We start from the raw sequence: 25075 nt of genomic DNA, 5'->3' as shown, positions 1-25075 counted from the left end.
CAAATGGATAAAGTCCAGATGTAATAATATGTTATTTTTTGTGGATAACCTTTGATCGCAATTAAACTATTCTACGATGTTAGGTTTGATGCATGCTTAGTGTGTTTTACATCGTTACAGATGTTTCAGCCGCGGCTGTCACGCGCTGCAACGATGATTTTCATCGTTGCAGATGAAAACAGCGCTGGCACCCGCGCTGCGTGCGACTTGTAACGATGTTTTACATCGTTACAGTGTCTCAGCCGCGGCTATCGCACGCTGGAACGATGATTTCCATCGTTGCAGATAAAAACAGTGCTAGCACCTTTATGTTCGGCTCTGTGTTCATTAATGATGAAGCCCATCGCACCTTACGTTCGGCATCACCCTGTTTAAAGGGTTATACATGACCGACTGGTGCAGTATCATGGCTGCCTCTGTCTTATCCGTGCTGCCGGTCATCATCCTGTTCGGGTGCCGTTAAAGGCTAATAAAGTCCCATCTTAAACATAGACCTTCCAAGTCATCACGCATGGCTTCGGAAGGTTTTTCAATTTTGACATGATAATCTGCCTATTCACTCCTGTAGTCCTTTATCATGAAACTGTATTATAATTAAAAGTACGACAAATTTCTCGCGCTGAGTGGTGATGACGATGCTCCAATACTTCATGAAGAAGACGAACAATATTCGGATTAAAAATAAAATTATTCTCGCGTTCCTTTTGGTCGTGGTCATTCCCGTACTGATCGTGGGTGTGTTCCTGACGAACGCCTTTCGGCAATCGGTGCTTAGTGATGCGATTGGACAGACATCCAATAACGTGGAGAAAATTAACAAGCGTGCATCCGACATTCTCCGGATTCCGATTGAGATTTCGAACAAACTGATGATTGATCCGCGGTTGGAGCGTGTAGTGAACACGCAATATCAATCCATTTATGAAGTTGTAAGCGCTTATAAAGAGTTCCAGGATTTCACTGATTTTGTGAAGCTGTATAAAGAGGTCTACAATATCCGGTTCTTCACAACGAATCCAACAACGCTAAACAACTGGAATTTCATACAGCCTTCCCCCGTGGTTTTGGATTCTTTTTGGTACCAAGAAGCGATGAGCAAAAAAACAGAGAAGATCAGCTGGTACTTTATCGAGGATGAAACGAAAAATAATCGAAAAGTGCTTAGTTTGGTTAAAAGAATTTATTTCCCTAATTATCGAACCAGTGGTGTGTTGGTAATTGATGTTAATCCTGACGAAATAAATGCGATCGTTAGTCAAGAGCTTTTTGATACGATGATTTTGGATGGCAAAGGTGATATCGTGGCTGCCAAGAACACGGAATGGGTTGGCAAAAATGTAAACGAATTGGATTTCGCCAAAGATTTCCTCAATAAACCAGAAGGCACATACCAGACGCGGTTCAAAGAAAGAGATTCTAAAGTTCTCATCAATGACCTCATCCCGACGTTAAGCGATAGGGGCTTACGAATAGTATCCGTATTCACAGTAGAGAGTATCGTTGGCAAAGCCAACAAGATCAGCTATATGGGTCTGTACATTACGTTAGCGAGTTTACTCATTGCCTTTGTCCTTATTTATTTCTTTTCCAACATGCTGACATCCAGAATGCTTCAGTTGAACAAACAGATCAATAAAGTGGCGCTAGGAGATCTGCATGTTTCTTCGGAAATTGATGGATACGATGAAGTTGGCATGCTCGCAAGACAGTTCAATAACATGGTCCGAAGCATTCGGGAGTTGATGAGCGAGGTCCATGAGTCTAACCGAATGAACCATCAGTTAGAACTGCGGCAAAAAGAGATTAAGTTGAAGATGATGGCGAGTCAAATTAATCCGCATTTTCTGTTTAACGCGCTGGAATCGATTCGCATGAAAGCTCACCTGAAAGGCGAAGCAGAAATTTCCGGCATCGTTCGAACGCTGGGCAAGCTAATGCGCAAAAAGCTTGAAATCATGGGGAGTCTAATTCCACTGAAGGATGAGCTTGACATGATTCGATGTTATTTAGATATACAGCAGTTCCGGTTTGGAGATCGGTTGACGTATGAAATTCATTTGGATCAGGGAGTTAGCGACATTATGATTACCCCTCTGATCGTACAACCACTTGTTGAAAATGCGGTCATTCATGGTTTGGAATGTATGGAAAATGATGGGGTTTTGAAGGTTCAGGCAACGATTGAAGGTCAACATTTGCGTATAGAAGTTGTTGATAACGGGGCTGGTTTCAGCGAGTCTAGACTGAGGGAGATTAAGGAGTCGATAAATGACACCCAGGACAAACAAGAGCATCGCATTGGCATGCGTAATGTGCACCAAAGGCTTAAATTAATGTATGGCGACACCTATGGCTTAACGATTATTTCCCATGAGGGCATGGGGGCGCGCATTTACTTATCGATACCGATTCAGGGGTGAGATCATGTACAAAGTATTAATTGTTGACGATGAACCTATGATTCGCGCGGGTCTGCAGACATTAATCGATTGGGAGCATTATGGCTTCCAGGTTGTAGGCGATGCGATGAACGGCCGAGAAGCAATGAGCAAGTACGCGGAGTTGGGGCCGCATTTAATTATTATTGACATTCGCATGCCGGTGATGGATGGGCTGCAGGTCATTGAGGAAATTCGCAAAACGGATGCTTCGTGCCGGTTTCTTATCCTCACTGGATATGCGGATTTCGATTACGCGAAGAGAGCGATTGTCGGACAGGTGGATGGCTACGTGCTTAAGCCTGTGGACGAGGAAGAGATTGTGGTTGAATTAATGCGTATTTATAGGTATCTTCAGAAGCAAGAGGAGTTATCCCAATTAAGTGTAAAAAGTGAGGCGCAGCGTAGAGAGGAATGCATACAAGCTTTATTAGCAGCGGATGTTGGTCAGCGGTCCATCCCTCATGATGTTGAAACTCTAATTGGAGCATCAGCGGGAGGATATCAAATACTGCTGCTCCAGCTTGCACAGTCACAAAGGGCTGATCTGTCTATCTACGCCGAGGTCCAACAGCGTTTAACCGTTTTGTTTGAGACTAATAAGCATAGAGGTATTGTCTTTGCAGCGAACCCCTATATCGGTGTTCTCCTAACAGAGCCCATAATGGATGAAGGAGCAAGGAGTCGTGTTTACAGTGAGATAAAGGCGGCTCTGCCTAATCATATCTTCCATAGTGCCATAGGTCGGGTAGTTAAGCAGAGTAAAGAAATTAACACTTCTTTTGGTGAAGCAGCGAACCTGCTTGCGAGTCAGTTCCTCTTTGGGGATGAGCTTATTGCTCAGCATGATGTCATTCGAGCCAGCGAGCATCCAACCACTTTAGATATCGGCTCCTTGGCCGAGAAACTCTACTACTCGATGGATATGGGGAATAAAGAAAGCTTGATGCACTGGCTCCAACTTGCAGGAACAGAGTTCATCGCCTATGATAGCAGCGAACATGGCTTAAAAACGAACTATGCACAGCTGATCTCGATGGTATTGAACAAGCTGGCCGGACAGAATGATAAAACGTATATAATCGTGCAGAATACGATGTCAATCATTACGCAAATTTACGAGCAACCGAACTTGACTGCCATCCAAAATCATATCCGTCAACAGTTGTGTGATTTAACGAACCTGATAAGCGTCTCTAGTAATGAACCCTTATTAAAGCAGATCATGGATTTCGTCGAGCGGCATTATGCTGAGAATTTGAAGTTGGATACGTTAGCGGAGTTGTTTAATTATACGAGCGGATACTTAGGTAAAATCTTCAAAAACTATACCGGCGCACACTTTCACACCTACCTGGATCAAATCCGCATCCAGAAAGCGATTGAGCTGCTGGGTGAAGGGCACAAGGTGCATCAGGTTGCTACGCGTGTTGGATACGCTAACGCAGACTATTTTCACAGCAAGTTTAAGAAATATGTAGGCGAATCGCCTTCCTCGTATAAAGGGAAGAAGAATTGAACGGATTGCCTTTCTTTCTAGCCTGAGAGCTGGATAGGAAGGCAATCTCTTTTATTTCTTCCCTGTGAAACCAACGATTTGAAAGCGCTGTTTTGACATGATTTTAAGCTGAATTTGGGTGGTTTTTTGAATGGGGATGATCCAGTATGATAGAAATATAAGACAAACGGAGGGATACTATGAAAACGCTATCTACGGAGACGACCATCCCCCTTACGGATCGGAAGAAGTCTACGAAGTTTTGGAAAACGATGGTTCAACAGCGTTATCTCTATATGATGTCGATCCCTTTTGTCATCTACGTGATCATCTTTAATTATGTGCCTGTGTGGGGTTGGCTAATGGCATTCCAGAAGTTCAAGCCAGGGAAATCGATACTGCAGCAGCAATGGGTCGGATTCGATAACTTTAAACAATTGTTCATGGATGAGCGGTTTTACAACGCATTAAAGAATACGCTGGGTATGAGTATCATGGGGCTTGTCGTTAGTTTTACAGTACCTGTCATGTTTGCCATTCTGATGAATGAGCTCAAGGGGCAATTGTTCAAACGTTCCATTCAAACCATTTCCTATTTGCCTCACTTCGTATCTTGGGTTGTTGTAGCCAGCTTGGTGACCAAGATGCTGTCTATTGACGGAGGTGCGGTTAATGAACTGCTTATGAAGTTTCATATCATCGATCAACCTGTGCAGTTTATGGCCAAAGGCACTTGGTTTTGGGGGATTGTAACCGCTTCGGATATGTGGAAGGAAACCGGGTGGAATTCAATCATTTTCCTTGCCGCCATGGCGGGTATAGATCAGGAGCAGTATGAAGCAGCCACCGTGGATGGCGCGGGTCGATTTCGTCGCATTTGGCATATTACGTTGCCAGGTATTCGTACCACATTCATGGTTGTATTCATTTTGTCGATTGGCAATTTGATCAGCATCGGTTTTGAAAAGCAGTTTCAGCTGCAAAACTCGCTCGTTTTCGACTACGCGGAAGTGCTGGAATTGTATGCGCTTAAATATGGGATTCAATTAGGACGATTTTCTTTTGGTACCGCGGTTGGTATTTTCAGTTCAGTCGTAAGTATTGTTCTTGTCATAACAGCCAATACGATCTATAAAAAAGTTACTAAAGAAACGATTATCTAGATCTTATGCTTAAGATGCAAATTATACGAAAGAAAAACGGAGGTGGGAGCATGCAGGCATTACTCAGGAGAAACTACTTCGATATTGTTTTCGACCTGTTTCTCTATATGGTTATGATTTTAGCAGCAATTGCTACCTTATATCCTTTCTTGAATGTATTAGCTATATCTCTTAATGATTCTGTCGATACAGTGAGGGGTGGTATACACATTTGGCCTCGCGCTTTCACCTTGCAAAACTATCAGTCTATCTTTCGTTTTCCAGGTCTAATCAGAGGCTTCGAAAACTCCGTACTGCGTACAGTAATCGGTTCCATTCTAGGAGTAGGTAGCGCGTCGATGGTCGCTTTTGTTTTATCACGTAGAGATTTCCAAGCTCGTAAACCGATTTCCATGTTGTTTGCACTTACACTCTATTTTTCAGGCGGCTTGATTCCTAGCTATATGTTGATGCGTGATCTGCACATGATTAATACGTTCTGGGTCTATATCATCCCTGGTATCCTCGGAGTTTGGAACGTATTCATCATCCGATCTTATATGGATGGTCTGCCTTATGCTTTGCAAGAATCGGCAAAAATCGATGGAGCCAATGATTTCACTATTTATTGGAAGGTTATATTGCCGCTCTGTCAGCCTGTACTAGCAACGATTGCTTTGTTCATTGCTGTAGGACATTGGAACTCTTGGTTCGATACATTTCTATATAACAGTTCGAATGAAAAGTTGACCACCCTGCAGTATGAGTTAATGAAAGTACTTCAGAGTACACAAAGCGGCAACGAATCACACGATCCGAATGTTATGCATAATGTGGCGAAGGTTTCACCAGAGTCCATTAAAATGGCGATTACGATGGTTGTCTCCGTGCCCATTTTACTTGTCTATCCCTTTTTACAAAAATATTTTGTTAAAGGGATTACGCTTGGTGCTGTAAAGAGTTAAAAGGTTGTGGTAATAACAGGGTTTCCTGTGATTCAATAGATTGTACATATAAAGGGAGGACAACAATCCATGAGAAAGAAAGCCGCGACAATAACAGCAGTCTTGCTTACTGCAGCTATCGTAACCGTGACGGGCTGTTCCAAAGACACTTCAGATCTAGCATCTTCAGCACCAGGCAATACGAAGGAAGCTGGTTCAAATGAATTGGCACCGATAACTTTTTCTATGTTTAGCGCTGATCCGAATGCAGACTGGGACGACATGCAATCCGGAGTTGGCAAGAAAATTAAAGAAAAAACCGGAGTAACCCTTAAAGAAGAATTCCCGGTAGGCGCTTCCGATCAAAAAATTTCTCTAATGGCTTCCAGCGGTGAATACCCTGATCTGGTTAGTGGGAAGGGTGATGTGCAAAAGCTGATCGATGCCGGTGCTATGGTGGATCTTGCGCCTCTCATCGACAAATACGGTCCGAATATCAAAAAAGTGTATGGCGATTATTTCAAAAGGCTCCGTTACAGCAATGATGATCACGCTATTTATGTACTTCCTACCGCAGGAGTGAACCAAAAGTATTTTGATGCAGGAGGTGGATTTGAACTTCAGCATCAGGTTGTAAAAGAGCTTGGTTATCCGAAAATCAAGACCGTGCAGGACTATGAGAACGCTTTAAAAGCATATAAAGAAAAGCATCCAACCATGGATGGAAATCCGACTGTCGGACTGTCTTTGCTAGCAGACGACTGGCGTATTCTGATCTCTGTGACGAACCCGGCGTTCTATACAACAGGAGCTCCAGATGACGGCGAATTCAATATCGATCAAAATACGTATGAAGCCAAGTACCATTTCCTGCGTCCTGAAGAAAAAGAGTATTTCAGATGGCTTAATCATATGAACAGTATCGGACTGCTCGATCCGGAAAGCTTTGTGCAAAAATACGATCAATATAAGGCGAAAGTAGCCAGCGGCCGAGTGCTTGGTCTGATTGACCAAAATTGGGAGTACGGCGACGGCGAAAACGTCTTAAAGAAAGACGGCAAGTTGGATCAAACCTATGCGCATTTCCCAGTAACTATGAATGAAAATGTTAAAGAGCACTCCTTCCAGGATACAGGTTATTTAGCAGGTTGGGGAATCGGTATTACAACGAAAGCGAAAGATCCTGTTCGTGCGATCAAGTTTCTGGATTGGTTGGCGTCGGATGAAGGCCAAGTATTGGTTAACTGGGGCATTGAAGGCGTCGACTACAAGGTGGAAAATGGCAAGCGTGTACTTACACCTGAAGCACAGGATAAAAAAACCAATAACCCGAGCGGCTATAAGAAAGAAAATGGAATCGGAAACTACTTCCTGTCCGCACGCTATGGTGATGGAGTTAAAGATCCTACCGGCAACTACTATACGACTAGTTTCCCTGAACAAATCCAAAAGAACTATACAAAAGCAGACCTTGAAACATTGAAAGCTTATAATGTTACAACTTATAAAGATCTGTGGCCGAAAGATGAAGAATTCCCAGTTAGAAAGTACGGCGCTGCTTGGGGAATTTCAATGCCAACAGGCTCCGATATACAAGTCACATTCCAGAAATCCGAAGATATTATGAAAAAACGGATCCCAGAGGCGATTCTGGCGAAGCCGGAAGACTTTGATAAAGTATGGGATGCTTTTATGGCAGACCTGGAGAAAGTCGGCGTGAAGAAAATGGGTGAACAATTCACACAGTTGGTGAAAGATAGAGTGAAGCTCTGGAACGAATAGATTTTCGTGAGAAAAAAAGTCTGCCTAAGCCCTAAACGGGCTCAGCAGACTTTTTTTAGCCCCTACTCGTAAGCATCCTTGCCTGCTTCCATTTACCAAAGCGATAATAAAGCAAGTTTAGCGTTGCCGCTACACTGAAACTAACCGGAAAGCTCCACCAGATCACATCAAATCCATATTTGTTCGCCAGTATAGTAGCTAGCGGAATTCGTACAAGCAGCAAAGCAATAAAGGCAACAATAAGCGGGAACACAACAGCCCCTGCAGAACGAACTACGCCAGCAACAACGTTAAATACGCCAAATATAATAAACGACCATAGCGTTATATTATTAATATGTACCCCAATTGCGATCGCTTTGCCCTCAGGAGGAAGGAAGAAACTGACGACTTCACGGTTGAACAAATGAAGAAGAACAACAATCAGTCCTGTCATCATGATATTAACCCCAACACCGGTCCACGTAATTCGATTCACCCGATCCCATTTCCCAGCACCAATATTCTGCGCGGCCATGGAAGTCACAGCTCCGCCAATCGCCATAGCTGGCATTTGCACATAGCTCGATATTTGCATCGCAACGCCGAAGGCAGCGGTCGATTCAGAACCATAGGAGTTTACGAGATGGATGAGAATTAAGTTGCTTAGGGAAACCACGACCATATTTAATCCCATCGGCAGTCCTTTTTGAATCAGCGTCCGTATGATCATCCAGTTAATGCGGAGCAGGGGAATATCCTTTTTCGTAATCCGCAGAAAATACTTTTTCTGATACAAATACACAATCAACAGTACGAAGCTGATTAGCTGTGCCACAAAGGTAGCGACAGCCGAGCCGGCTATTCCCATTTTCGGAAAAGGCCCCATGCCTTGAATGAGCAATGGATTCAATACAATGTCCAGAACGGCAGACAATAACAGGAAATAGAAAGGAGTCTTGGCGTCACCTGAACCCCGTAATATGGCCATAATGAGATTAAAGCCGAACATAAATGGAACACCAGCGAAAATGATTCGTGTGTACGTAACAGCAAGATCCTTAACATCCGCAGGTGTATTCATCCACCCCAGAATGGTATGGGAGAAAAGCAGCCCGAATAAGGCAACAACGATGGAAAGAATGAGGAAAAAGACGGCGCTGGTGCCGACAACTTTTTTAGCTTCTTCTACCTTTTGTCCGCCGAGATTTTGACCAATCATGATAACGGCGGCCATTGCAATGCCGAAAATAGAGCTAATTAAGAAGAACATGATAATGTTGGCATTGGATGTCGCCGCAAGCGCACCTTCACCAAGGTACTTGCCAATCCATACGGCATTGATAGAACCATTAAGCGTCTGGAGCACATTACCTAACAGAATCGGTAAAGAAAATAAGATCAACGTCTTGGCAATCGGGCCTACCGTCAAAGACGGGCGAGGCTTCTTAGTGGTATTCTCGCTCATGTGGAATCTCCTTGTTATTCATTCAGATACAAGCATTTAAAGTCCTTCATTTATTATACCTTCTTCCATCTCATTCCAAAAATAATTGTGTATTTTACTAATGACCCCTCTATCAATTGGACACAAACTATTTTTTTTAGTAGAGTAGAGGATAAGTCTGGTTGACATATAGATTGTGGGCTTATATAGGTGGGGGGGAATTCAGATGCTTCGTCTTGGTGAAAAAATAATAGTAATTGCCGATAGTTTAGAACAGAATCTGCCAATAGGCGGATATGGATATATTATTGCTTACGACAGGAATAACGATAACGTTTTCGATTACGTCGTACGTGTCCCCAAGGATAATAAACATTATTACGTACCTGCGTCAGATATCGAGCTTGAAGAAGTTCTTCTCCATCAGCAGGCGGACCAAGTCGAGAGAGAAGCGTTAATTGATTTTGCACTTGCAACGAAGAACGAAGAACTGTTTCGTAAAATTATGAACGGTGAGACAAATGGACAACAGGAAGTAGAGCGAGACAAAGATGTTCAGTCAACTGAAGACTTCATTAAACAAATCGGCCTGAAGGCCTGGATTTAATACATGTTTCATCAAACACCCGCCTAGTGCTGACTAGTGCGGGTTTTGTTTTATTAGTGTGATTATGTATACAAAAGAAGCTGCTTGAGAATCATGGTTTTTGGGTTGCTAAAATCATGAAATGGTGATACATTAATATCTGAACAAAAAACTATTTTAGTATTCTAGTTCTGGGGTGCGCAAATGGATGCCAAAAAATTGTTAATTATGGAAGCAGCGAAGAAATCTTTTTCACTTTTTGGGTACAAAGGTACAACGATGGATCAAATCGCCAAAATTGCCGGTGTCGGCAAAGCGACGATCTATACGTTTTTCGCCAATAAGGAAGATCTTTTGCATGAAATTGTACAGTCGTTAATCGCCGAAATGAAAGCAGTCGCTGATAAAGCAATTGCAGAAGGGGCTACACCCTTCGAGAAAATTCATAGTGCGATTTATGGAGTTCTCGTTTTTCGCAAAGAACATGAGCTGCTCATCCAATTAGCTCACGAGGTTCAACAATTTGGCAGTCCGGTAACGATTGAAGCGATGGCCAGTATCGAAACAGAAGTGATCCAGTTCATGAGTGAACATATGGAACGCGCGATACATAACGGCACGATGAAGAACTGTGACCCGAAAATGACTTCTTTCATTTTATTCAAATTGTATGTCGCATTAGTTTTTGATTGGGAGAAGCAGAACACGCCATTAACCGACGAGCGGATTATGAGCACACTGCAGTTGTATTTTGCTAATTTTCTAATTCAGTAATTTTTTCATTTTTATTTTCATGGAGGGGTAATTATGCGTTTTATTAGACCAATGGTTTATTCCGCGATGGCGATTGTCATCGGAACGAGTGCATTTCTTTTAACAACCAAACAGGCAACTAGCCAAACAGATGTCGTTAACCAGCTGCATCCTACGGCTTATATTGAATCGAACGAAGTAAGCGCCAGCTTCAAAGTGGGCGGAAGAGTCACCGAAATCCTCGTGAAAGAAGGGGATGTCGTGAAAAAAGGGCAAGTGCTGGCCCGTTTGCAAAGCACCGAGATTGAGGCTAAAGTCGAGCAGGCCAAAGCGGCCGTCGCGCTCGCTCAAGGCAAAATCGCTGAGGCGCAAGGAGCTACCGCGACAGCTCAAGCGAAGAAACAGCAGGGCATTGCCGGTGTCAACGTGACGGCTGATACAGCCGAGCAGCAAGTCGAACAGGCCAAAGCGGCTGTTAGCGCGGCACAGGCCAAAGTTGACGGGCTTCATAATGGGGCGCGTCCGGAAGAGAAGAAGCAAGCGGAAATTCAGTTCCAAGCGGCTTCCGAAGTATACACCATTGCTGAGCAAAACTTGAATCGGATGAAAGCGATGCTGGAGCAAGGACTTGTTGCTCAAGCTGATGTGGATAAAGTGAAGGTGAGCTACGAAGAAGCCAAAACGAAACGCGATCTGGCACAGCAGCAGCTAAACATGGCGAATCAAGGACCGCGGGAGGAAGAAATTCGCGGAGCGGAAGCTTTGCTAGCCCAAGCGCAAGCGACCTTGAAGCTGGCTGAGGCCAATCGCGGAAACGTGCAAGTGAGACAGGGCGATGTAGCGGCGGCAGCGGCAGCTGTACAGCAAGCTCAAGGTGCAATTCAATCGGCGCAATCCGGTGAACAGCAGGCGAAAGCGGCTCAGCTGGAAGCAGAGACTTACTTAAGCTACACAGAGTTGGTCGCACCAATCGATGGGGTCATCCTTAGTCAATCTGCACAAGTGGGCGAGCTTGTAGGCTCCGGATTCCCCGTACTCTCGGTCGAGTCGACGGAGAAACGCTGGGCTAAGTTTTACTTGCCGGAGACATCTATTGCAGGACTGAAAGTAGGCAACAACATCAGCATGACCATGCTTTCAACGGGCGAGAAAGTCGTTGGTACCGTTAAAACCTTAGCGGCTGCTCCGGATTTCGCAATCAAGAAAGCAACACAAACCTCAGGCGAAACGGACATTCGTTCGTTTGGGATCAAAATCGAGCTGAACACATTGCCAGACACAGCAACAACAGGGATGACCCTGCAATGGAACGGTAAAACGGAAGGATGATGAAGGAGATGGATCTTCAGATTGGCAAGCTAATTACAGAAGAATGGAAGCACATTCTGAAGGACCGGCGTCTTTTTCTGATCTTGTTCTTCGTTCCGATTCTTTATACGGTGCTGTTCGGATCGATTTACTTACACCATAAAGTGACCGATATGGCCACTGTTGTTATCGATGAAGACCAAAGTCCTCTTAGCCGTCAAATTATTCAAGCCTTTGAACAAAGTGAAACGTTCCAGATCAAGAAGGAATACCACTCGGAGGAAGAGGTGAAACAGGCGCTTTCAACGGGAGAGGCCAAGGTAGGCCTTATCATTCCCTCTAATTTCGAAGCGAAGCTGAAGCATGGCGAAACGCTGCCGCTGCTTACACTGATCGACGGAAGCAACATGATGATTTCGAACTCCGCTACCAAAGGGGCAAACGAAGTCATCACAACCTTCAGTATGGGATACTCACAAAAAAAGCTCCAACTAAAGCAAGGGCTGCAGAATGAAGAAGTGATGAACACACTCTCTCCAATTCCTTTCCGCTATCGCATTATGTACAATTCAGCTTTCAACTACAGCGACTTTATGTTGTACGGACTAGTTGGTGCGATATTGCAGCAAGTTCTGTTTCTTGGTATTGCCTTAACCATCACTCGCGAGAAAGATGCAGGAACGTGGCAGCGGTTCGAGGCATGGAAAAGAAATCCGTGGCGCATCGCTTACGCGAAGACAGCACCTTATTTCTTAATCAATTTCTTTAACACAGCTGTTACCTTTGTCATCGCATTGTATGCCTTTGGTGCACCCATGAGCGGCAGTTTGCTTGTCGGCTTGGCCATCATTGTAAGCTTTACTTTTGCCGTCAGCGGTATCGGTTATTTAATCAGCTTATTCTCGAGTAATCAGCTCGGGGCGACGCAAACAGCGATGTTAATTGCGGTACCTTCCTTCATGCTATCGGGGTTCACTTGGCCATTCGAAGCCATGCCTAAGGTGCTCCAGGTGCTCGGGCATATGCTTCCGCTCACTTATTTTTTAGATGGCGTGCGCAACGTATTCGTTAAAGGAAATGACTTTTCAGTCATTTGGCATGATTGCGTTTCATTGATTTTGACCGGTGCACTCACTTACTTTATTGCTATGTTGTTAACTCGTTTCGTTATTTTCTCTAAAAAGAAATCAAAAGATGCCGCTCCGGGAACGCAAGCTGTACTGCCATCTGGATCGAATATCACGTTATAACCGAAGAGGAAGGAAGCGATTTTTTTGAAAAAAACGCTCATAAGTTTATCTGCAGCCCTGTTACTCCTTTCAAGCACAACGCAAGCCCTCGTATTCGCCGATAATGCTCAAGATCCAACTCAAAATGTATACGTCAACGTAGACGTTCTGGAAACCGTATCTTCCGTAGATTTGACATATGTGCTGGATAAAGCACTGAAAGATTCCCATAACCTCGCATTGCTAACGCTAAAATACGCTGCTCAAGGCAGTAAAAAGGGTGACCTGGAACAGCAAATGAACGAAATGGGTTCAGCCTCGATGACGCCCGGTCATTTACCGAGCACTCCAGCCGAGGTGACCAACACGGGGAATCCACAGCTGCCTAATCTAACAGACCCAACCGATATCGCCTGGACTGTCATGCAAAATAATGCGATGAATCAGATGATGCAGGGGATGGGGGCTCTCGCTGGCGGAATGAATAAAATCATATCTTCCCAACGCGCGCAAATGAGCACAGCAGCGCATCAGCTCGGGACAGATGGGCGGAACTCGCTGCTGCAGTCGGATGAAGCTAAGGCGGGCATCCGACTGCAAACCATCGCGCAATATGTGCAGCTATTAGCACAGAAGAAGCAGCTGGATTTCATGAATGAATACGAAGTTGTGATAGAGAAGGACCTACTTAAAGCTACACTTTTCGCACAGCAAGGATTAGCGTCACCTGATGATGTGCAAACGGTGCAGAAAGCGATCAATAAGCAAAAGGACGATATCAAAACGCTGCTTAATAATTATCGATTGGGGCTAGTACAGCTTTCGACGGACATCGGGATTTCCTACGACCCGAATCTAGTCATCAAGGATATCGAGTCCATATCAGTGGATCCCATTTCGGAAACAGACACGACCACCTTATTGAAGGCTTCCTATCAGATGAAAGCTTCGGGCAATAACATCGACGAAGCCGTATGGGAAACGGGTCACACGGTTACCCAGAACACGTATGGTGAAATGTATCAAGGCGTAAATCTGGCCATTAATGGGCAGAAAAATGAGCAAACCAAGCTTGAACTAACCAAGAAAATACAAGCGACGTACAACGATGCTAAGAATGCGTATCAAGCCGTTCTCACAGAACAGCGGAACTTGAATGATGTACAGGCCGATTTGACTAAAATGAACTTTCGTTATAGCGTAGGCGTCATCTCCAAGCATGATCTGAATAAGTTCGAGATCAAAGTCCGTCAGAACGAAACGGCCTTAGCTGCAGCTAAGCTCAAATATTACGTGTTAAAAGAAAAAGCGAAAGCAATGGATACGGGATTTATCCAATAATTCTTGACTATGAATTCAACCACAGCTTCTTTTTAGCAACGGCCTCCAAGCCAAGCTGAAAAGAAAGCTGTGGTTTTTGATTTGTGGTTTTTTCTGGATTGAGTTCGTAAAATATCTGGGATATAATGAAAAGAATGACTAAATGCTGATTAATTAAAGGGGTGTAGAAAACTTGAGCATAACGAAAACAGATGTCGAGCACGTTGCGAAGTTGGCTAGACTCGACCTGAGTGATAATGAGAAAGAACTTTTTACCGAACAGCTAAATGCCATTTTAAAATATGCCGAGCAGCTGAATGAACTGAATACCGAAGGGGTTATTCCGACAAGCCATGCCATGCCGTTAGTCAACGTCATGCGTGAAGATGTCACGAAGCCATCGCTGCCTATTGAGAAAGTGATGCTGAATGCGCCTGATCACGAAGACGGGCAATTCAAAGTCCCAGCTGTTCTAGAATAAGAACCATTATGAAAGGAAGTGCCTGTCGTTGTCTTTGTTTGATTTAAACCTACAGCAAATTCACGCGAAGCTTCAAGGCAAAGAACTTAAAGTTGCCGATCTCGTGGATCAATCCTATACAAGAATTCAGCAAGTGGAAAGCAAGGTTCGCGCCTTTCTTACCTTAGATGAAGAGAACGCCAGACAAGCTGCCGCCAAGTTGGACGAGCAGTTCGCGAGCAGCAGTGAACGCGGCCATTTATTCGGCCTTCCGATTGGGATCAAAGATAACATGGTCACCGAAGGCTTGAAAACGACCTGTGCAAGCAAAATCTTGTCCAATTTCACGCCGATCTATGATGCAACCGTGGTTAGCAAGCTCAAGGATGCTCAAACCGTTACGATCGGCAAGCTCAACATGGATGAATTCGCCATGGGCGGCTCCAATGAGAACTCCGCTTTCCATCCGTCCCACAATCCATGGAACACGGATTACGTGCCAGGCGGCTCCAGCGGCGGCTCCGCTGCCGCAGTAGCTGCAGGCGAAGTCTACTTCGCGCTGGGCTCAGACACAGGCGGCTCCATCCGCCAGCCTGCCGCTTACTGCGGTATCGTTGGGCTGAAGCCGACGTACGGTCTCGTGTCCCGCTATGGCTTAGTCGCGTTCGCATCCTCACTCGACCAGATCGGGCCGCTGACGAAGAACGTTGAAGACTCTGCCTACCTGCTGCAAGCCATCGCCGGCTACGACCCGAAGGATTCCACATCTGCGAAAGTGAATATCCCTGATTACCTCAGCGCATTGACCGGTGATATCAAAGGTCTGCGCATCGGCGTACCCAAAGAATACATGGGCAATGGTATCGACCCTGCCGTCAAAGAGAAAGTGCTTGAAGCGCTCAAAGTGCTTGAAGGCCTAGGCGCTGTATGGGAAGAAGTGACGCTGCCGCATTCTGAGTATGCCGTAGCGACTTACTACTTGCTCGCTTCTTCCGAAGCGTCCTCGAACCTTGCGCGCTTTGACGGCGTGCGCTACGGTGTGCGTTCGGACAACGCTCGCAACTTGCTGGACTTGTACCACATGTCGCGCAGCGAAGGCTTCGGCCCCGAGGTCAAACGCCGCATCATGCTCGGAACCTATGCGTTAAGCTCAGGCTACTATGATGCTTACTACTTGAAAGCACAACAAGTCCGCACCCTGATCAAGCAAGATTTTGATCAAGTGTTCGAGAAATTCGACATCATCATCGGACCAACGGCTCCGACACCTGCTTTCAAAATCGGTGAGCAAAGCAGTGATCCACTCACGATGTATTTGAATGATATCATGACCATTCCGGTCAGTTTGGCGGGCATTCCTGCGATAAGCGTACCTTGCGGATTCGTGAACGAACTTCCCGTTGGCCTGCAAGTCATCGGCAAAGCGTTGGATGAAGCTACCCTTCTGCGTGTAGCCCACGCTTTCGAGCAGCATACAGATCATCATAAGCAGCGCCCGCAATTGTAGGTTAATAGTTCATGAGTAACGAAGGAGGCATTCATTTTGTCGGCAACAGATACCCAATTTGAAACTGTAGTCGGTCTTGAAGTTCACGTAGAGCTTCATACCGCTTCCAAAATATTTTGCGGTTGTGCAACCTCATTCGGAGCACCTCCGAATACGAATACATGTCCTGTATGTTTAGGTCACCCGGGTGTACTTCCGGTACTTAACCGCCAAGCAGTCGAATATGCGATGAAAGCCGCTATGGCACTCAATTGTACGATTTCTACACATAGTAAATTTGACCGTAAAAACTACTTTTACCCGGATTCACCGGACGCCTACCAAACTTCGCAATATGATCAGCCGATCGGATTGAACGGTTGGATCGATATCGAAGTGAATGGAGTTAGCAAGCGTATTGGCGTGACTCGCGTACATCTAGAGGAAGATGCAGGTAAGCTGACACACGTTGATGGTGGTTACACCTCTCTGGTGGACTTGAACCGTGCGGGAACACCTCTGATTGAAATTGTATCCGAGCCTGATCTGCGTTCGCCGGAGGAAGCGCGAGCCTATTTGGAGAAGCTCAGAGCGATCATGATCTATTGCGACGTTTCCGATGTGAAAATGGAGGAAGGGTCGCTGCGCTGCGATGCTAACATCAGCTTGCGTCCTTTCGGGCAAGAGAAATTCGGCACGAGAGCTGAACTGAAGAACATGAACTCGTTTCGCGGCGTCCAAAGAGGACTCGAGTACGAGGAATATCGCCAAGCCGAAATTCTCCGCAGCGGTGACGAAGTCGAGCAAGAAACCCGCCGCTGGGATGAAGCGCAAGGCAAGACTTTGTCCATGCGCGGCAAAGAGGATGCGCATGATTATCGCTACTTCCCAGATCCAGATCTCGTCAGCCTGCATATAGACGATGCTTGGAAAGCTAGTGTCAAAGCTTCTATCCCTGAATTGCCTGACGCGCGTAAAGCAAGATACAGCAGTGAGTATGGGTTACCAAGCTATGATGCTGATGTAATCACTTCCTCTATGAAGCTGGCTAATTTCTTTGAAGAGAGTTTACAATATACCAAAGATGCCAAAGCGGTCTCGAACTGGATCATGGGTGATCTGCTCGGGTATTTGAACGCGAATAGCCTCGAACTAGCCGATGTGAAAATTACGGGTAAGGGCTTAGGCGAGATGATCGGTCTGATTGAGAAAGGCACAATCTCCACCAAAATCGCCAAAACAGTGTTTAAGGAAATGATCGAATCCGGCAAAGAGCCCCAAAAGATCGTTGAAGAGCAGGGGCTTGTACAAATCAGCGACGAAGGTGCCATCAAAGCCGTTGTTGAGCAGGTTGTGGAGAACAGTCCACAATCGGTAGCGGATTTCAAAGCCGGCAAGGAGAAAGCCGTGGGCTTCTTAGTCGGGCAAGTCATGAAAGAAACCAAAGGTAAAGCAAATCCAGGACTCGTCAACAAATTAATTGTGGAGTGCCTGAACAGTAAGTGATTAAGGCTGAAGTGGTGATCCGATGTTATGGACGCCACTTTTTTCAGTTAATTAGCTTGTAAGTTCTGGAGAGGAGACTCAGAAATGTCCATTCAACAACTTCTATTGGAAACTAACGAGGATATCTTGGTCCTTTTATCTTTACAGATCGCTTCCTATCGCGTAGAAGCTGACCTTATTGGCTTCGATGACATCCCGCCGCTGAAGGATGGGATCCACTCCATACGCGAAGCGGAGGAAACATTTTATGGCTTTTACGTTCAGGAGAATGATGAGCCCACGCTTGCTGGAGCCATCTCCTACTCCCGAGAAGGCTGTATGGTCACGATCTGTCGCATGATGGTGCATCCGAATTTTTTTCGCCGTGGGATTGCTAGGTCACTTTTACAACATATACTAATGGATCAACAGTTAAATGGAGCAACGCGTTTTATTGTATCCACCGGAACGGAGAATTTACCTGCTATTCAGTTATACGAAAGTTTCGGTTTCGCCGTACGTCGAGTATTCACAGTTCCTCCGGGAATAAGCTTAACCACTTTCGAACGGCCGGCCATCATCTCCTAAATATATGTTCAGTAGTTCTCGCTATCATGTATGATACAAGTCACTATCAGTATGAATAAAGGGAGCGGTTACACGATGAGCAATCCTTGGGTTATTGATCAACTCCATATTACTATACGGTTAGTTCTGGCGCTTTTTCTTGGCGGCTTAATCGGGTTTGAGAGGGAGGTTAGCAGTCATGCAGCTGGCCTTCGTACGCATATTTTAGTATGTGTGGGCTCTGCCCTTGTTATGTTGCTTTCTATGTATGGGTTTAGTGCCTTTGTAAACGAAGTAAATGTCCGTATTGATCCTTCGCGTTTAGCTGCACAAGTGATTAGTGGTATCGGATTTTTAGGTGCTGGAACGATTATATTTAATGGGAGATCTATTACGGGTCTTACGACAGCGGCGTCCCTTTGGGTAGTTGCGGGAATTGGTCTTGCAATTGGTGCTGGCTTCTATTACCCGGCAGTTCTTGCTTGTTTCATGGTACTCATCTCCTTGTGGATATTGAATAAAGTGGAACATAAATATTTTAATGGGAAGAAAATTCGTATTCTCAAAATACTGGCGATTGATCAACCGGGGACGCTTGGACTTATTACGACTCTACTTGGTAAACAGAAAGTTGATATCCGTAAGATCTCAATGGAAGAACAAGAGAGCGACAATAAACCGAATCATGTTCAAATTACATTCCACGTCACTATTCCTAAGCCGTCCATTATCGGGACGGTTCTTGAAGAAATCAATCAAATGAAAGGGGTTACAGGCGTTACCCTCGAAAAAAGTAAAAATTGAAGGGGTTCGCCCATAAGAAGCGTCTAAGCTTTTGGACGAACAGAAAGGGGGAAGTCAGGCATGGACAAAATGACGGATGAGCAGCTAATCGACTGGGTCCGTCAAGGTCACTCCGATGCTTACCGTATACTGGTAGAACGGCATAAGAGCTACATCTATACACTGGTATACCGCATGGTCGGGCATAAGGAAACTGCTGAAGACTTAACTCAAGAAGTGTTCGTTAAGCTGTTTCGTTCATTAGCTCATTTTCGGGGCGATGCGAAGTTCACAACTTGGCTGTATCGTATGACAACGAATCTAGTGACAGACTTTCGGCGTTCTCAGAAGCGTAAGCCCTATGAAGCACTGCTCGATAAAATGAAGGGCTGGTTTACAGATGCCCGTGAGCAGCCCGAGGAAATGGCTATGCTGAAGGATGAGCAGGAGCGTATGCAGGCTCTGCTTTCCGAACTTCCAGACAAATATAGATTAATTATGTATTTGTTTCATTATAAGCAGCTCTCCTACCAAGAAATGTCTGAGGTGACCGGGTTGCCCATGAAAACGCTGGAAACTAGACTTTATCGGGGAAAGGCGATTCTAAAAGAAAAATGGTTGGAGGTGAATGCACATGAATCCCAAGCATCAGGAAGACACTCGGTTCACGCAATACCTAAATAAGCTGCTGGACGAGATGCCGCTTAGCGAACCAAGCCCGATGTTGACGGAGCGTGTGATGCGCAGGGTACAATCTGCTGAAACTCCTGAGATTGCAAAGAATCCTCAACTCGGCAGAAGAAAACAATGGGTGAACAGTTTTGTTGCGATAGCAGCGACTGTACTCCTCATGCAATCAGGGATTATAAACAAAATTATGCATATAAATTCGGGAATCACTCAGATTACAGCGTATATCCAGCAAATATCGCAATACTTGTAAAAAATAGATAGGAGGCTTTCACATGAATCTACCCCAAGACAATCCGCACATTCCAGAGTATTCGCCAAATCCATCTTTTCAGCACTATCCTCCGTATTATCCTGCTCCAAGAAAACGCAAATGGGTTGCAGGCGTACTATCGTTCATTGTCCCAGGAACTGGACACTTTTACTTAGGTCTTATGCAGCGCGGTCTATTTATTATGATGCTTCTCATTCTCGATATTTTTATTATCACGTCTTTCGCTTCGCGGTCCGACACAAGTGTACCTATGGTAACGCTTTTTGCTTTGTTCATTCCGGTCATTTACTTCTATAATCTATTCGATGCGCTTCAAACGACAGATAATGTGAATCGGCGTAATGAGCTTGGGGAATTTGCAGCTGAACTCTATAACAATGAAGATCCTTTACAGAAACTAATCAAAGGCACAAACTTAGGTGTTATTCTCATTGCCGCAGGTGTATTGTTTTTTCTTCTTAGTAATAAACCTCGCTGGTTTACAGGGCTCTTTGATCTCATGGGCTCGTACATTGGATCAGTGATCCTCGTCCTTGCGGGTTTGGCTATGTATGTACTAGATTCCCGTAAAAATAAATAGCCAAATGGTGCTATATTCGCAACCATCATTGACAAAAGTCAATTAACAAACGTACAATATTATGTAAGGTTTTAATGACTAACATCAGGTGGTGAGTACCATGGCAGCACAATTAGAACAGGCTTTAGCTAAGTTGAAAACAACAGGTGTTCGGATGACGCCGCAGCGGCATGCTATTCTATCCTTTTTGCTGGATTCCATGACTCATCCGACAGCAGATGACATTTACAAGTCTCTTGAATCGAAATTTCCTAACATGAGCGTTGCGACTGTTTACAATAATCTTAAAGTATTTATTGAATCGGGACTCGTTCGGGAACTGACTTATGGAGACAGCTCGAGTCGCTTTGATGCGGATATGACGGACCATTATCATGCTGTTTGTGAGTTGTGTGGGAAAATTTCGGATTTTGAGTATCCGCCACTTTCGGATATCGAGACTACCGCTGCTGAGCAAACAGGATTCCGAGTTGGCGGTTATCGACTAGAGGTTTATGGCGTTTGCCCGGATTGTACAGGGATTACCAAGCATTAACTTAAGCAGAATTCCTCATTATCTGTGCCTATGATGTATAATGAAACGTGATCCTACCTTTCAGATGTTGAGAGGTAAGAACACGTTTTTTTTCTTTTTATATATCGCATAAAGGAAGTGAAACCTTGCATTCAACACCTACAGATCAGCAACCAAAACGCAGAAGACCTACAAAGAGAATTCTCTTATTATTTGGTCTTTGTATTGGCATGTTTGCCGCGGGTGCAGCTGCTTTCTTATGGCAGCAGTTAGCGCCTAACCGGACGAAGGTAGAGCTGGAATATCACGAGTTAAGCAAGCCGGTTTTTTATCAAGGGAATTTCTATAAGACAAGCGCGATTGGGGAAAAAGAGGGACTGAAACTTCCGCTGGAGCTCATACAAGAGTGGATGGACCCATCGATTATATATGAAAAAAGCAGTGATTCCGTTATTATTACAACAAAAGATAAAGTATTACGGTTAAAGACTACGGAGCTTTCAGCTCTAATGAACGAGAAACCAATCACCTTATCTTTTCCTGTTGAAAAGAAAGGGAATGACATTTACGTGCCCATAGATCCTCTTCGGCAGCTGTATCCTTTTGAAATAAGAGAGTCCGAGAAGTCTGGTGCAGTTCTTTTATTCAAAAAAGGCGACCTCGTCAAGTGGGGGAAGCATGTAGGTACTGAAGATACCCAGCTGCGGACCTTTGCTTCTATAAAAGCGCCGATAGTCTCCACGATCACAATCAATGAGCAAGTGATGATCCTATCCGTAGAGGGAGAATGGTATCGCGTACAGCAGCAGAGTGGTCCTATAGGCTTTGTACGTAAAGCTGATATTTTGGAGGATCATGAAGAAACGATACCAGCTCAGGAGCAAGCGTCAACTTATGTACCTTGGAAGCCGCTTAACGGCAAACTAAATTTGACTTGGGAGCATGTCATTACGAAGAATCCCGACACTTCTAAGCTTGGAGATATGCCCGGCTTACATGTTGTTAGCCCTACCTGGTTCTCTCTGGCTGACGGTGAGGGGCGCATTAAGAACTTGGCCGACGCTTCCTATGTAAAATGGGCACAAACGCGCAATTATCAAGTCTGGGCGTTGTTTAGCAATGGCTTTGAACCCGACCGAACGTCTCAAGCGTTATCGACTTATGATCGTCGTATGAAAATGATTAAACAGTTGCTCGGCTTTGCACAAACATACAATTTGCAGGGGATCAATATTGATTTTGAAAATGTGAATCTCAAAGATAAAGAAAATTTAGTCCAATTCGTCCGCGAATTGACACCTTTTATGCATGAACAAGGTCTTGCTGTTTCCATCGATGTAACACCGAAATCAACGAATGAGATGTGGTCTATGTTTTATGACAGACCTGCTCTTGCCGAAGTTGTAGACTATATGATGCTGATGGCTTATGACGAATACTGGGCTTCTAGCCCCAAATCCGGCTCCGTTTCATCGCTGCCATGGACAGAGCGGTCTGTTACCCAGCTCTTAGGAAGCGAAAAGGTGCCATCATCTAAGCTTGTCCTAGGTGTGCCATTCTATACGCGTCAGTGGACTGAAGAGACGAAAAGTGGCAAAACAACCGTTACCTCCAAAACTTTAACGATGGAAGCCGCCCAGGCGATTATTAAAGATAAAAAACTAACTCCTACTTTCTTGGCCGATACAGGTCAGAACTATGTGGAGTACAAAGATGGAGAGAAGCTCATACGTATTTGGTTAGAAGATGAAACATCAATAAAAGCTAGGCTTGAACTCGTGAAAAAATACGATCTAGCAGGAGTGGCCTCATGGAGAAGAGGCTTTGAACAGCCGGCAACGTGGAAAGTCATTCAAGATGCATTGCAACAAACTAAGCAATAACAAATCAAAAAGCCGAACCCAAGAGGGTTGCGGCTTTTATTTTTCAATCAATGAGGCTTATGTTCGTGAGCTCTGTCCACTTCGACTTGAACTGCTTGTGTGGCGGCTGTTTCGTTTTCGGCCGTTGGGTCGTATTGAGGATCAACAGTTAAAATAGTTTTACAAAACATACAACGATCCGTTTTCCCCAGCATTTTCGTTCTTCTTCCGCATTCCGGACAATCAATGACTGTCGCTGATGTGGAAAGCATTCCTGCCCAGAAGTATATACCCATACTTACCATCATACTTATCATACCAATGATCATGAAGACCACAGCGACGATTCGCCCAGCCTTCCCCCAGTCAAAAACGATGCCAGCTAGTCCTATAATCATAAGCAGCATTCCACCCATGGTCATGGCGAGACCCCATAAGCGGAATTCATTTACTTTACTTGATCTGAAACGCACGCGTTGTTCCTCCCCATTTAATAGCTATCATGTTTGTATGAATTGTCACAGAAATCAGCAGGAAACTCCTTCTACGATGTAGAAATAGATATAAACAATTTGGAGACAGGAGCTTCGGATACCCATGGGAATCGATAAAGAGCAGTTTTTGCTTAAGTTCCGAAATGACCAGAGAATCATTAGTGTCATGGCGGTAGATAATCCTAAGCAACTTCCTTCACTGACAGATGGTTTTGATACGCTACTTCTAATAGTAACGAACGACCTGAGCCTGAACAATCATACGACTAATTATATAAGAGACGATTCGAGGATACAAGAAAGATGGGTAGATCCGTCTTCCATAGAGCAATGGATACGTCATGGCGTCAACCGAAATATCCTTCACTGGCTGCTAAAAGGGGAGATACTTCTGGATCAGAATACTTATTTAGAAGGCTTGCGTCACCGAATACTCGAGTTTCCGGGGGACTTACGTGAGCACAAATTACTTGTTGAATTCTCCCTTTTTCTACGTAAATATCTTCAGAGTAAGGAATACATTTTAGATGAGCACTTGCTGGATGCGTACAATAATATTCTAGAAGCGCTTCATCACTGGGCTCGCATTGTTATTATCGAAGATGGCTATCACCCGGAAATCACTGTATGGAGGCAGATCCGTGCGATTAATCCTGGCGTGTATAAGCTATATGAGGAACTGACAATGAGTAAGGAAACGTTGAAACAGAGAGTTCAGCTCGTTCTACTCGCGTGTGAATTTTCGGTTATGTCGAAAATGGAGCGTTGCTGTGAGGCGTTTATTCAAATACTAAGAGAAAATGAACAACCACTAAGCACGGATGATCTGCAACAGCATCCTCAGTTAGTTGAACTTAGAGCAGAGCTTCCTTTACTGTTGAATAAGCTTGTCAAAAAAGGATTGATTAAAGAAGTTGCCGTTCTTATTGATGAAGAGAATTCAGAAATAGAGTTAAGATATACGAGCGTTTAATCGAACAAACCCATGAAGAATCAGGTATTATTCTGGTTCTTTTTTTATTCTTATTTTATTGCTTGACTTTGATTGCGATTCTATGATAAATTAACTCTCGCCGCTAAAAACGGTTCGCATTCGAAAGCCAACGCAGTACCAAGATGTAAGCGAAGTAAGAAAAAAGAAAAATAAAAAAAGCTTGCATTGAGTAGCCTGGATGTGATATATTATAAAAGTCGCCGCTAAACGGATGACGAGGAAATACGTAAGAAATTGATCTTTGAAAACTGAACAACGAGTGAGTAAGCACGAACGAGAAATCGTTCAAAAAGAGATTGCAAAATCTCGCTAGCAACGCAAATGAGCAATTAAGCTTTCAGATATACGGACAAGCAATTGTCCACTATTATGGAGAGTTTGATCCTGGCTCAGGACGAACGCTGGCGGCGTGCCTAATACATGCAAGTCGAGCGGATTTATCCTTCGGGATAAGTTAGCG

The 25075-nt window shown here is 44.5% G+C and carries 23 protein-coding genes and 1 rRNA gene; 22 read left to right on the top strand and 2 right to left on the bottom strand.

Features of this window, described 5'->3' with window-relative positions:
• Positions 1-635 precede the first annotated feature (635 nt).
• The 5 genes from ASD40_RS21155 (at position 636) to ASD40_RS21135 (ending at position 7804) form a co-directional block, all read left to right on the top strand.
• Positions 636-2420, top strand: coding sequence for a cache domain-containing sensor histidine kinase (locus ASD40_RS21155; protein WP_235549330.1), 1785 nt, complete (start codon positions 636-638; stop codon positions 2418-2420).
• 4 nt (positions 2421-2424) lie between these two features.
• The gene (locus ASD40_RS21150; protein WP_057305148.1) at positions 2425-3957 is read left to right on the top strand and encodes a response regulator transcription factor; all 1533 of its coding nucleotides are present in this window, start codon (positions 2425-2427) and stop codon (positions 3955-3957) included.
• Between the two features lie 179 nt (positions 3958-4136).
• A complete protein-coding gene (locus ASD40_RS21145) occupies positions 4137-5099 on the top strand; it encodes an ABC transporter permease (RefSeq protein WP_057305147.1) in 963 nt (320 codons plus the stop codon).
• Positions 5100-5149: 50 nt separating this feature from the next.
• Positions 5150-6043 (top strand): carbohydrate ABC transporter permease, encoded by an 894-nt coding sequence (locus ASD40_RS21140; RefSeq protein WP_057305146.1) that lies wholly within the window; start codon positions 5150-5152, stop codon positions 6041-6043.
• Between the two features lie 69 nt (positions 6044-6112).
• Positions 6113-7804: an ABC transporter substrate-binding protein gene (locus ASD40_RS21135; protein ID WP_057305145.1), complete on the top strand. Its 1692-nt coding sequence runs from the start codon at positions 6113-6115 to the stop codon at positions 7802-7804.
• A gap of 55 nt (positions 7805-7859) precedes the next feature.
• Here the strand turns inward: ASD40_RS21135 and ASD40_RS21130 are convergent, their stop codons facing one another.
• Positions 7860-9251: an MATE family efflux transporter gene (locus tag ASD40_RS21130; protein ID WP_057305144.1), complete on the bottom strand. Its 1392-nt coding sequence runs from the start codon at positions 9249-9251 to the stop codon at positions 7860-7862.
• Between the two features lie 205 nt (positions 9252-9456).
• Between ASD40_RS21130 and ASD40_RS21125 the strand changes: the two genes are divergently transcribed.
• The 15 genes from ASD40_RS21125 (at position 9457) to ASD40_RS21055 (ending at position 23148) form a co-directional block, all read left to right on the top strand.
• Positions 9457-9837: a hypothetical protein gene (locus tag ASD40_RS21125; protein WP_057305143.1), complete on the top strand. Its 381-nt coding sequence runs from the start codon at positions 9457-9459 to the stop codon at positions 9835-9837.
• A 183-nt stretch (positions 9838-10020) separates the two neighbouring features.
• Positions 10021-10590: a TetR/AcrR family transcriptional regulator gene (locus ASD40_RS21120; RefSeq protein WP_057305142.1), complete on the top strand. Its 570-nt coding sequence runs from the start codon at positions 10021-10023 to the stop codon at positions 10588-10590.
• A gap of 33 nt (positions 10591-10623) precedes the next feature.
• The gene (locus tag ASD40_RS21115; RefSeq protein ID WP_057305141.1) at positions 10624-11898 is read left to right on the top strand and encodes an HlyD family secretion protein; all 1275 of its coding nucleotides are present in this window, start codon (positions 10624-10626) and stop codon (positions 11896-11898) included.
• A gap of 8 nt (positions 11899-11906) precedes the next feature.
• Positions 11907-13127: an ABC transporter permease gene (locus tag ASD40_RS21110; RefSeq protein WP_235549329.1), complete on the top strand. Its 1221-nt coding sequence runs from the start codon at positions 11907-11909 to the stop codon at positions 13125-13127.
• A gap of 24 nt (positions 13128-13151) precedes the next feature.
• Positions 13152-14447: a TolC family protein gene (locus ASD40_RS21105; protein ID WP_057305139.1), complete on the top strand. Its 1296-nt coding sequence runs from the start codon at positions 13152-13154 to the stop codon at positions 14445-14447.
• A gap of 172 nt (positions 14448-14619) precedes the next feature.
• Positions 14620-14907: an Asp-tRNA(Asn)/Glu-tRNA(Gln) amidotransferase subunit GatC gene (gene gatC / locus ASD40_RS21100; RefSeq protein WP_057305138.1), complete on the top strand. Its 288-nt coding sequence runs from the start codon at positions 14620-14622 to the stop codon at positions 14905-14907.
• A 28-nt stretch (positions 14908-14935) separates the two neighbouring features.
• Complete coding sequence (gene gatA / locus ASD40_RS21095) at positions 14936-16393, top strand: Asp-tRNA(Asn)/Glu-tRNA(Gln) amidotransferase subunit GatA (RefSeq protein ID WP_057305137.1); 1458 nt, start codon at positions 14936-14938, stop codon at positions 16391-16393.
• Positions 16394-16426: 33 nt separating this feature from the next.
• Positions 16427-17878 (top strand): Asp-tRNA(Asn)/Glu-tRNA(Gln) amidotransferase subunit GatB, encoded by a 1452-nt coding sequence (gene gatB / locus ASD40_RS21090; RefSeq protein ID WP_057305136.1) that lies wholly within the window; start codon positions 16427-16429, stop codon positions 17876-17878.
• Between the two features lie 84 nt (positions 17879-17962).
• Positions 17963-18445: a GNAT family N-acetyltransferase gene (locus ASD40_RS21085; protein ID WP_063860390.1), complete on the top strand. Its 483-nt coding sequence runs from the start codon at positions 17963-17965 to the stop codon at positions 18443-18445.
• 75 nt (positions 18446-18520) lie between these two features.
• Positions 18521-19228 carry an MgtC/SapB family protein gene (locus tag ASD40_RS21080; protein WP_057305135.1) on the top strand — a complete coding sequence of 236 codons (708 nt, stop codon included), beginning with the start codon at positions 18521-18523 and terminating at the stop codon, positions 19226-19228.
• 60 nt (positions 19229-19288) lie between these two features.
• Positions 19289-19891, top strand: coding sequence for an RNA polymerase sigma factor (locus tag ASD40_RS21075; protein ID WP_057305134.1), 603 nt, complete (start codon positions 19289-19291; stop codon positions 19889-19891).
• Positions 19842-20150, top strand: coding sequence for a hypothetical protein (locus ASD40_RS21070; RefSeq protein WP_057305133.1), 309 nt, complete (start codon positions 19842-19844; stop codon positions 20148-20150). The genes ASD40_RS21075 and ASD40_RS21070 overlap by 50 nt, the downstream gene beginning before the upstream one ends.
• 22 nt (positions 20151-20172) lie before the next feature.
• A complete protein-coding gene (locus tag ASD40_RS21065; protein ID WP_057305132.1) occupies positions 20173-20751 on the top strand; it encodes a DUF6677 family protein in 579 nt (192 codons plus the stop codon).
• A 100-nt stretch (positions 20752-20851) separates the two neighbouring features.
• A complete protein-coding gene (perR, locus tag ASD40_RS21060) occupies positions 20852-21286 on the top strand; it encodes a peroxide-responsive transcriptional repressor PerR (RefSeq protein ID WP_057305131.1) in 435 nt (144 codons plus the stop codon).
• 125 nt (positions 21287-21411) lie between these two features.
• Positions 21412-23148, top strand: coding sequence for a glycosyl hydrolase family 18 protein (locus tag ASD40_RS21055; protein ID WP_057305130.1), 1737 nt, complete (start codon positions 21412-21414; stop codon positions 23146-23148).
• Positions 23149-23195: 47 nt separating this feature from the next.
• On the opposite strand, the gene ASD40_RS21050 is transcribed toward ASD40_RS21055, so the two are convergent.
• Positions 23196-23600, bottom strand: a complete 405-nt coding sequence (locus ASD40_RS21050; protein WP_156390136.1) for a DUF2614 family zinc ribbon-containing protein — start codon at positions 23598-23600, stop codon at positions 23196-23198.
• 124 nt (positions 23601-23724) lie between these two features.
• On the opposite strand from ASD40_RS21050, the gene ASD40_RS21045 reads away from it, so the two are divergent.
• Together ASD40_RS21045 and ASD40_RS21040 are read left to right on the top strand one after the other, a co-directional pair.
• Positions 23725-24594, top strand: coding sequence for a nucleotidyltransferase-like protein (locus ASD40_RS21045; RefSeq protein WP_057305129.1), 870 nt, complete (start codon positions 23725-23727; stop codon positions 24592-24594).
• Between the two features lie 387 nt (positions 24595-24981).
• A 16S ribosomal RNA gene (locus ASD40_RS21040) occupies positions 24982-25075 on the top strand; the annotation flags it as partial.

Source organism: Paenibacillus sp. Root444D2, from assembly GCF_001426375.1.
Lineage (GTDB): Bacteria > Bacillota > Bacilli > Paenibacillales > NBRC-103111 > Paenibacillus_E.
Note: the sequence above shows the minus strand (reverse complement) of the source record. Positions and strands in the feature narration are given on the sequence as shown.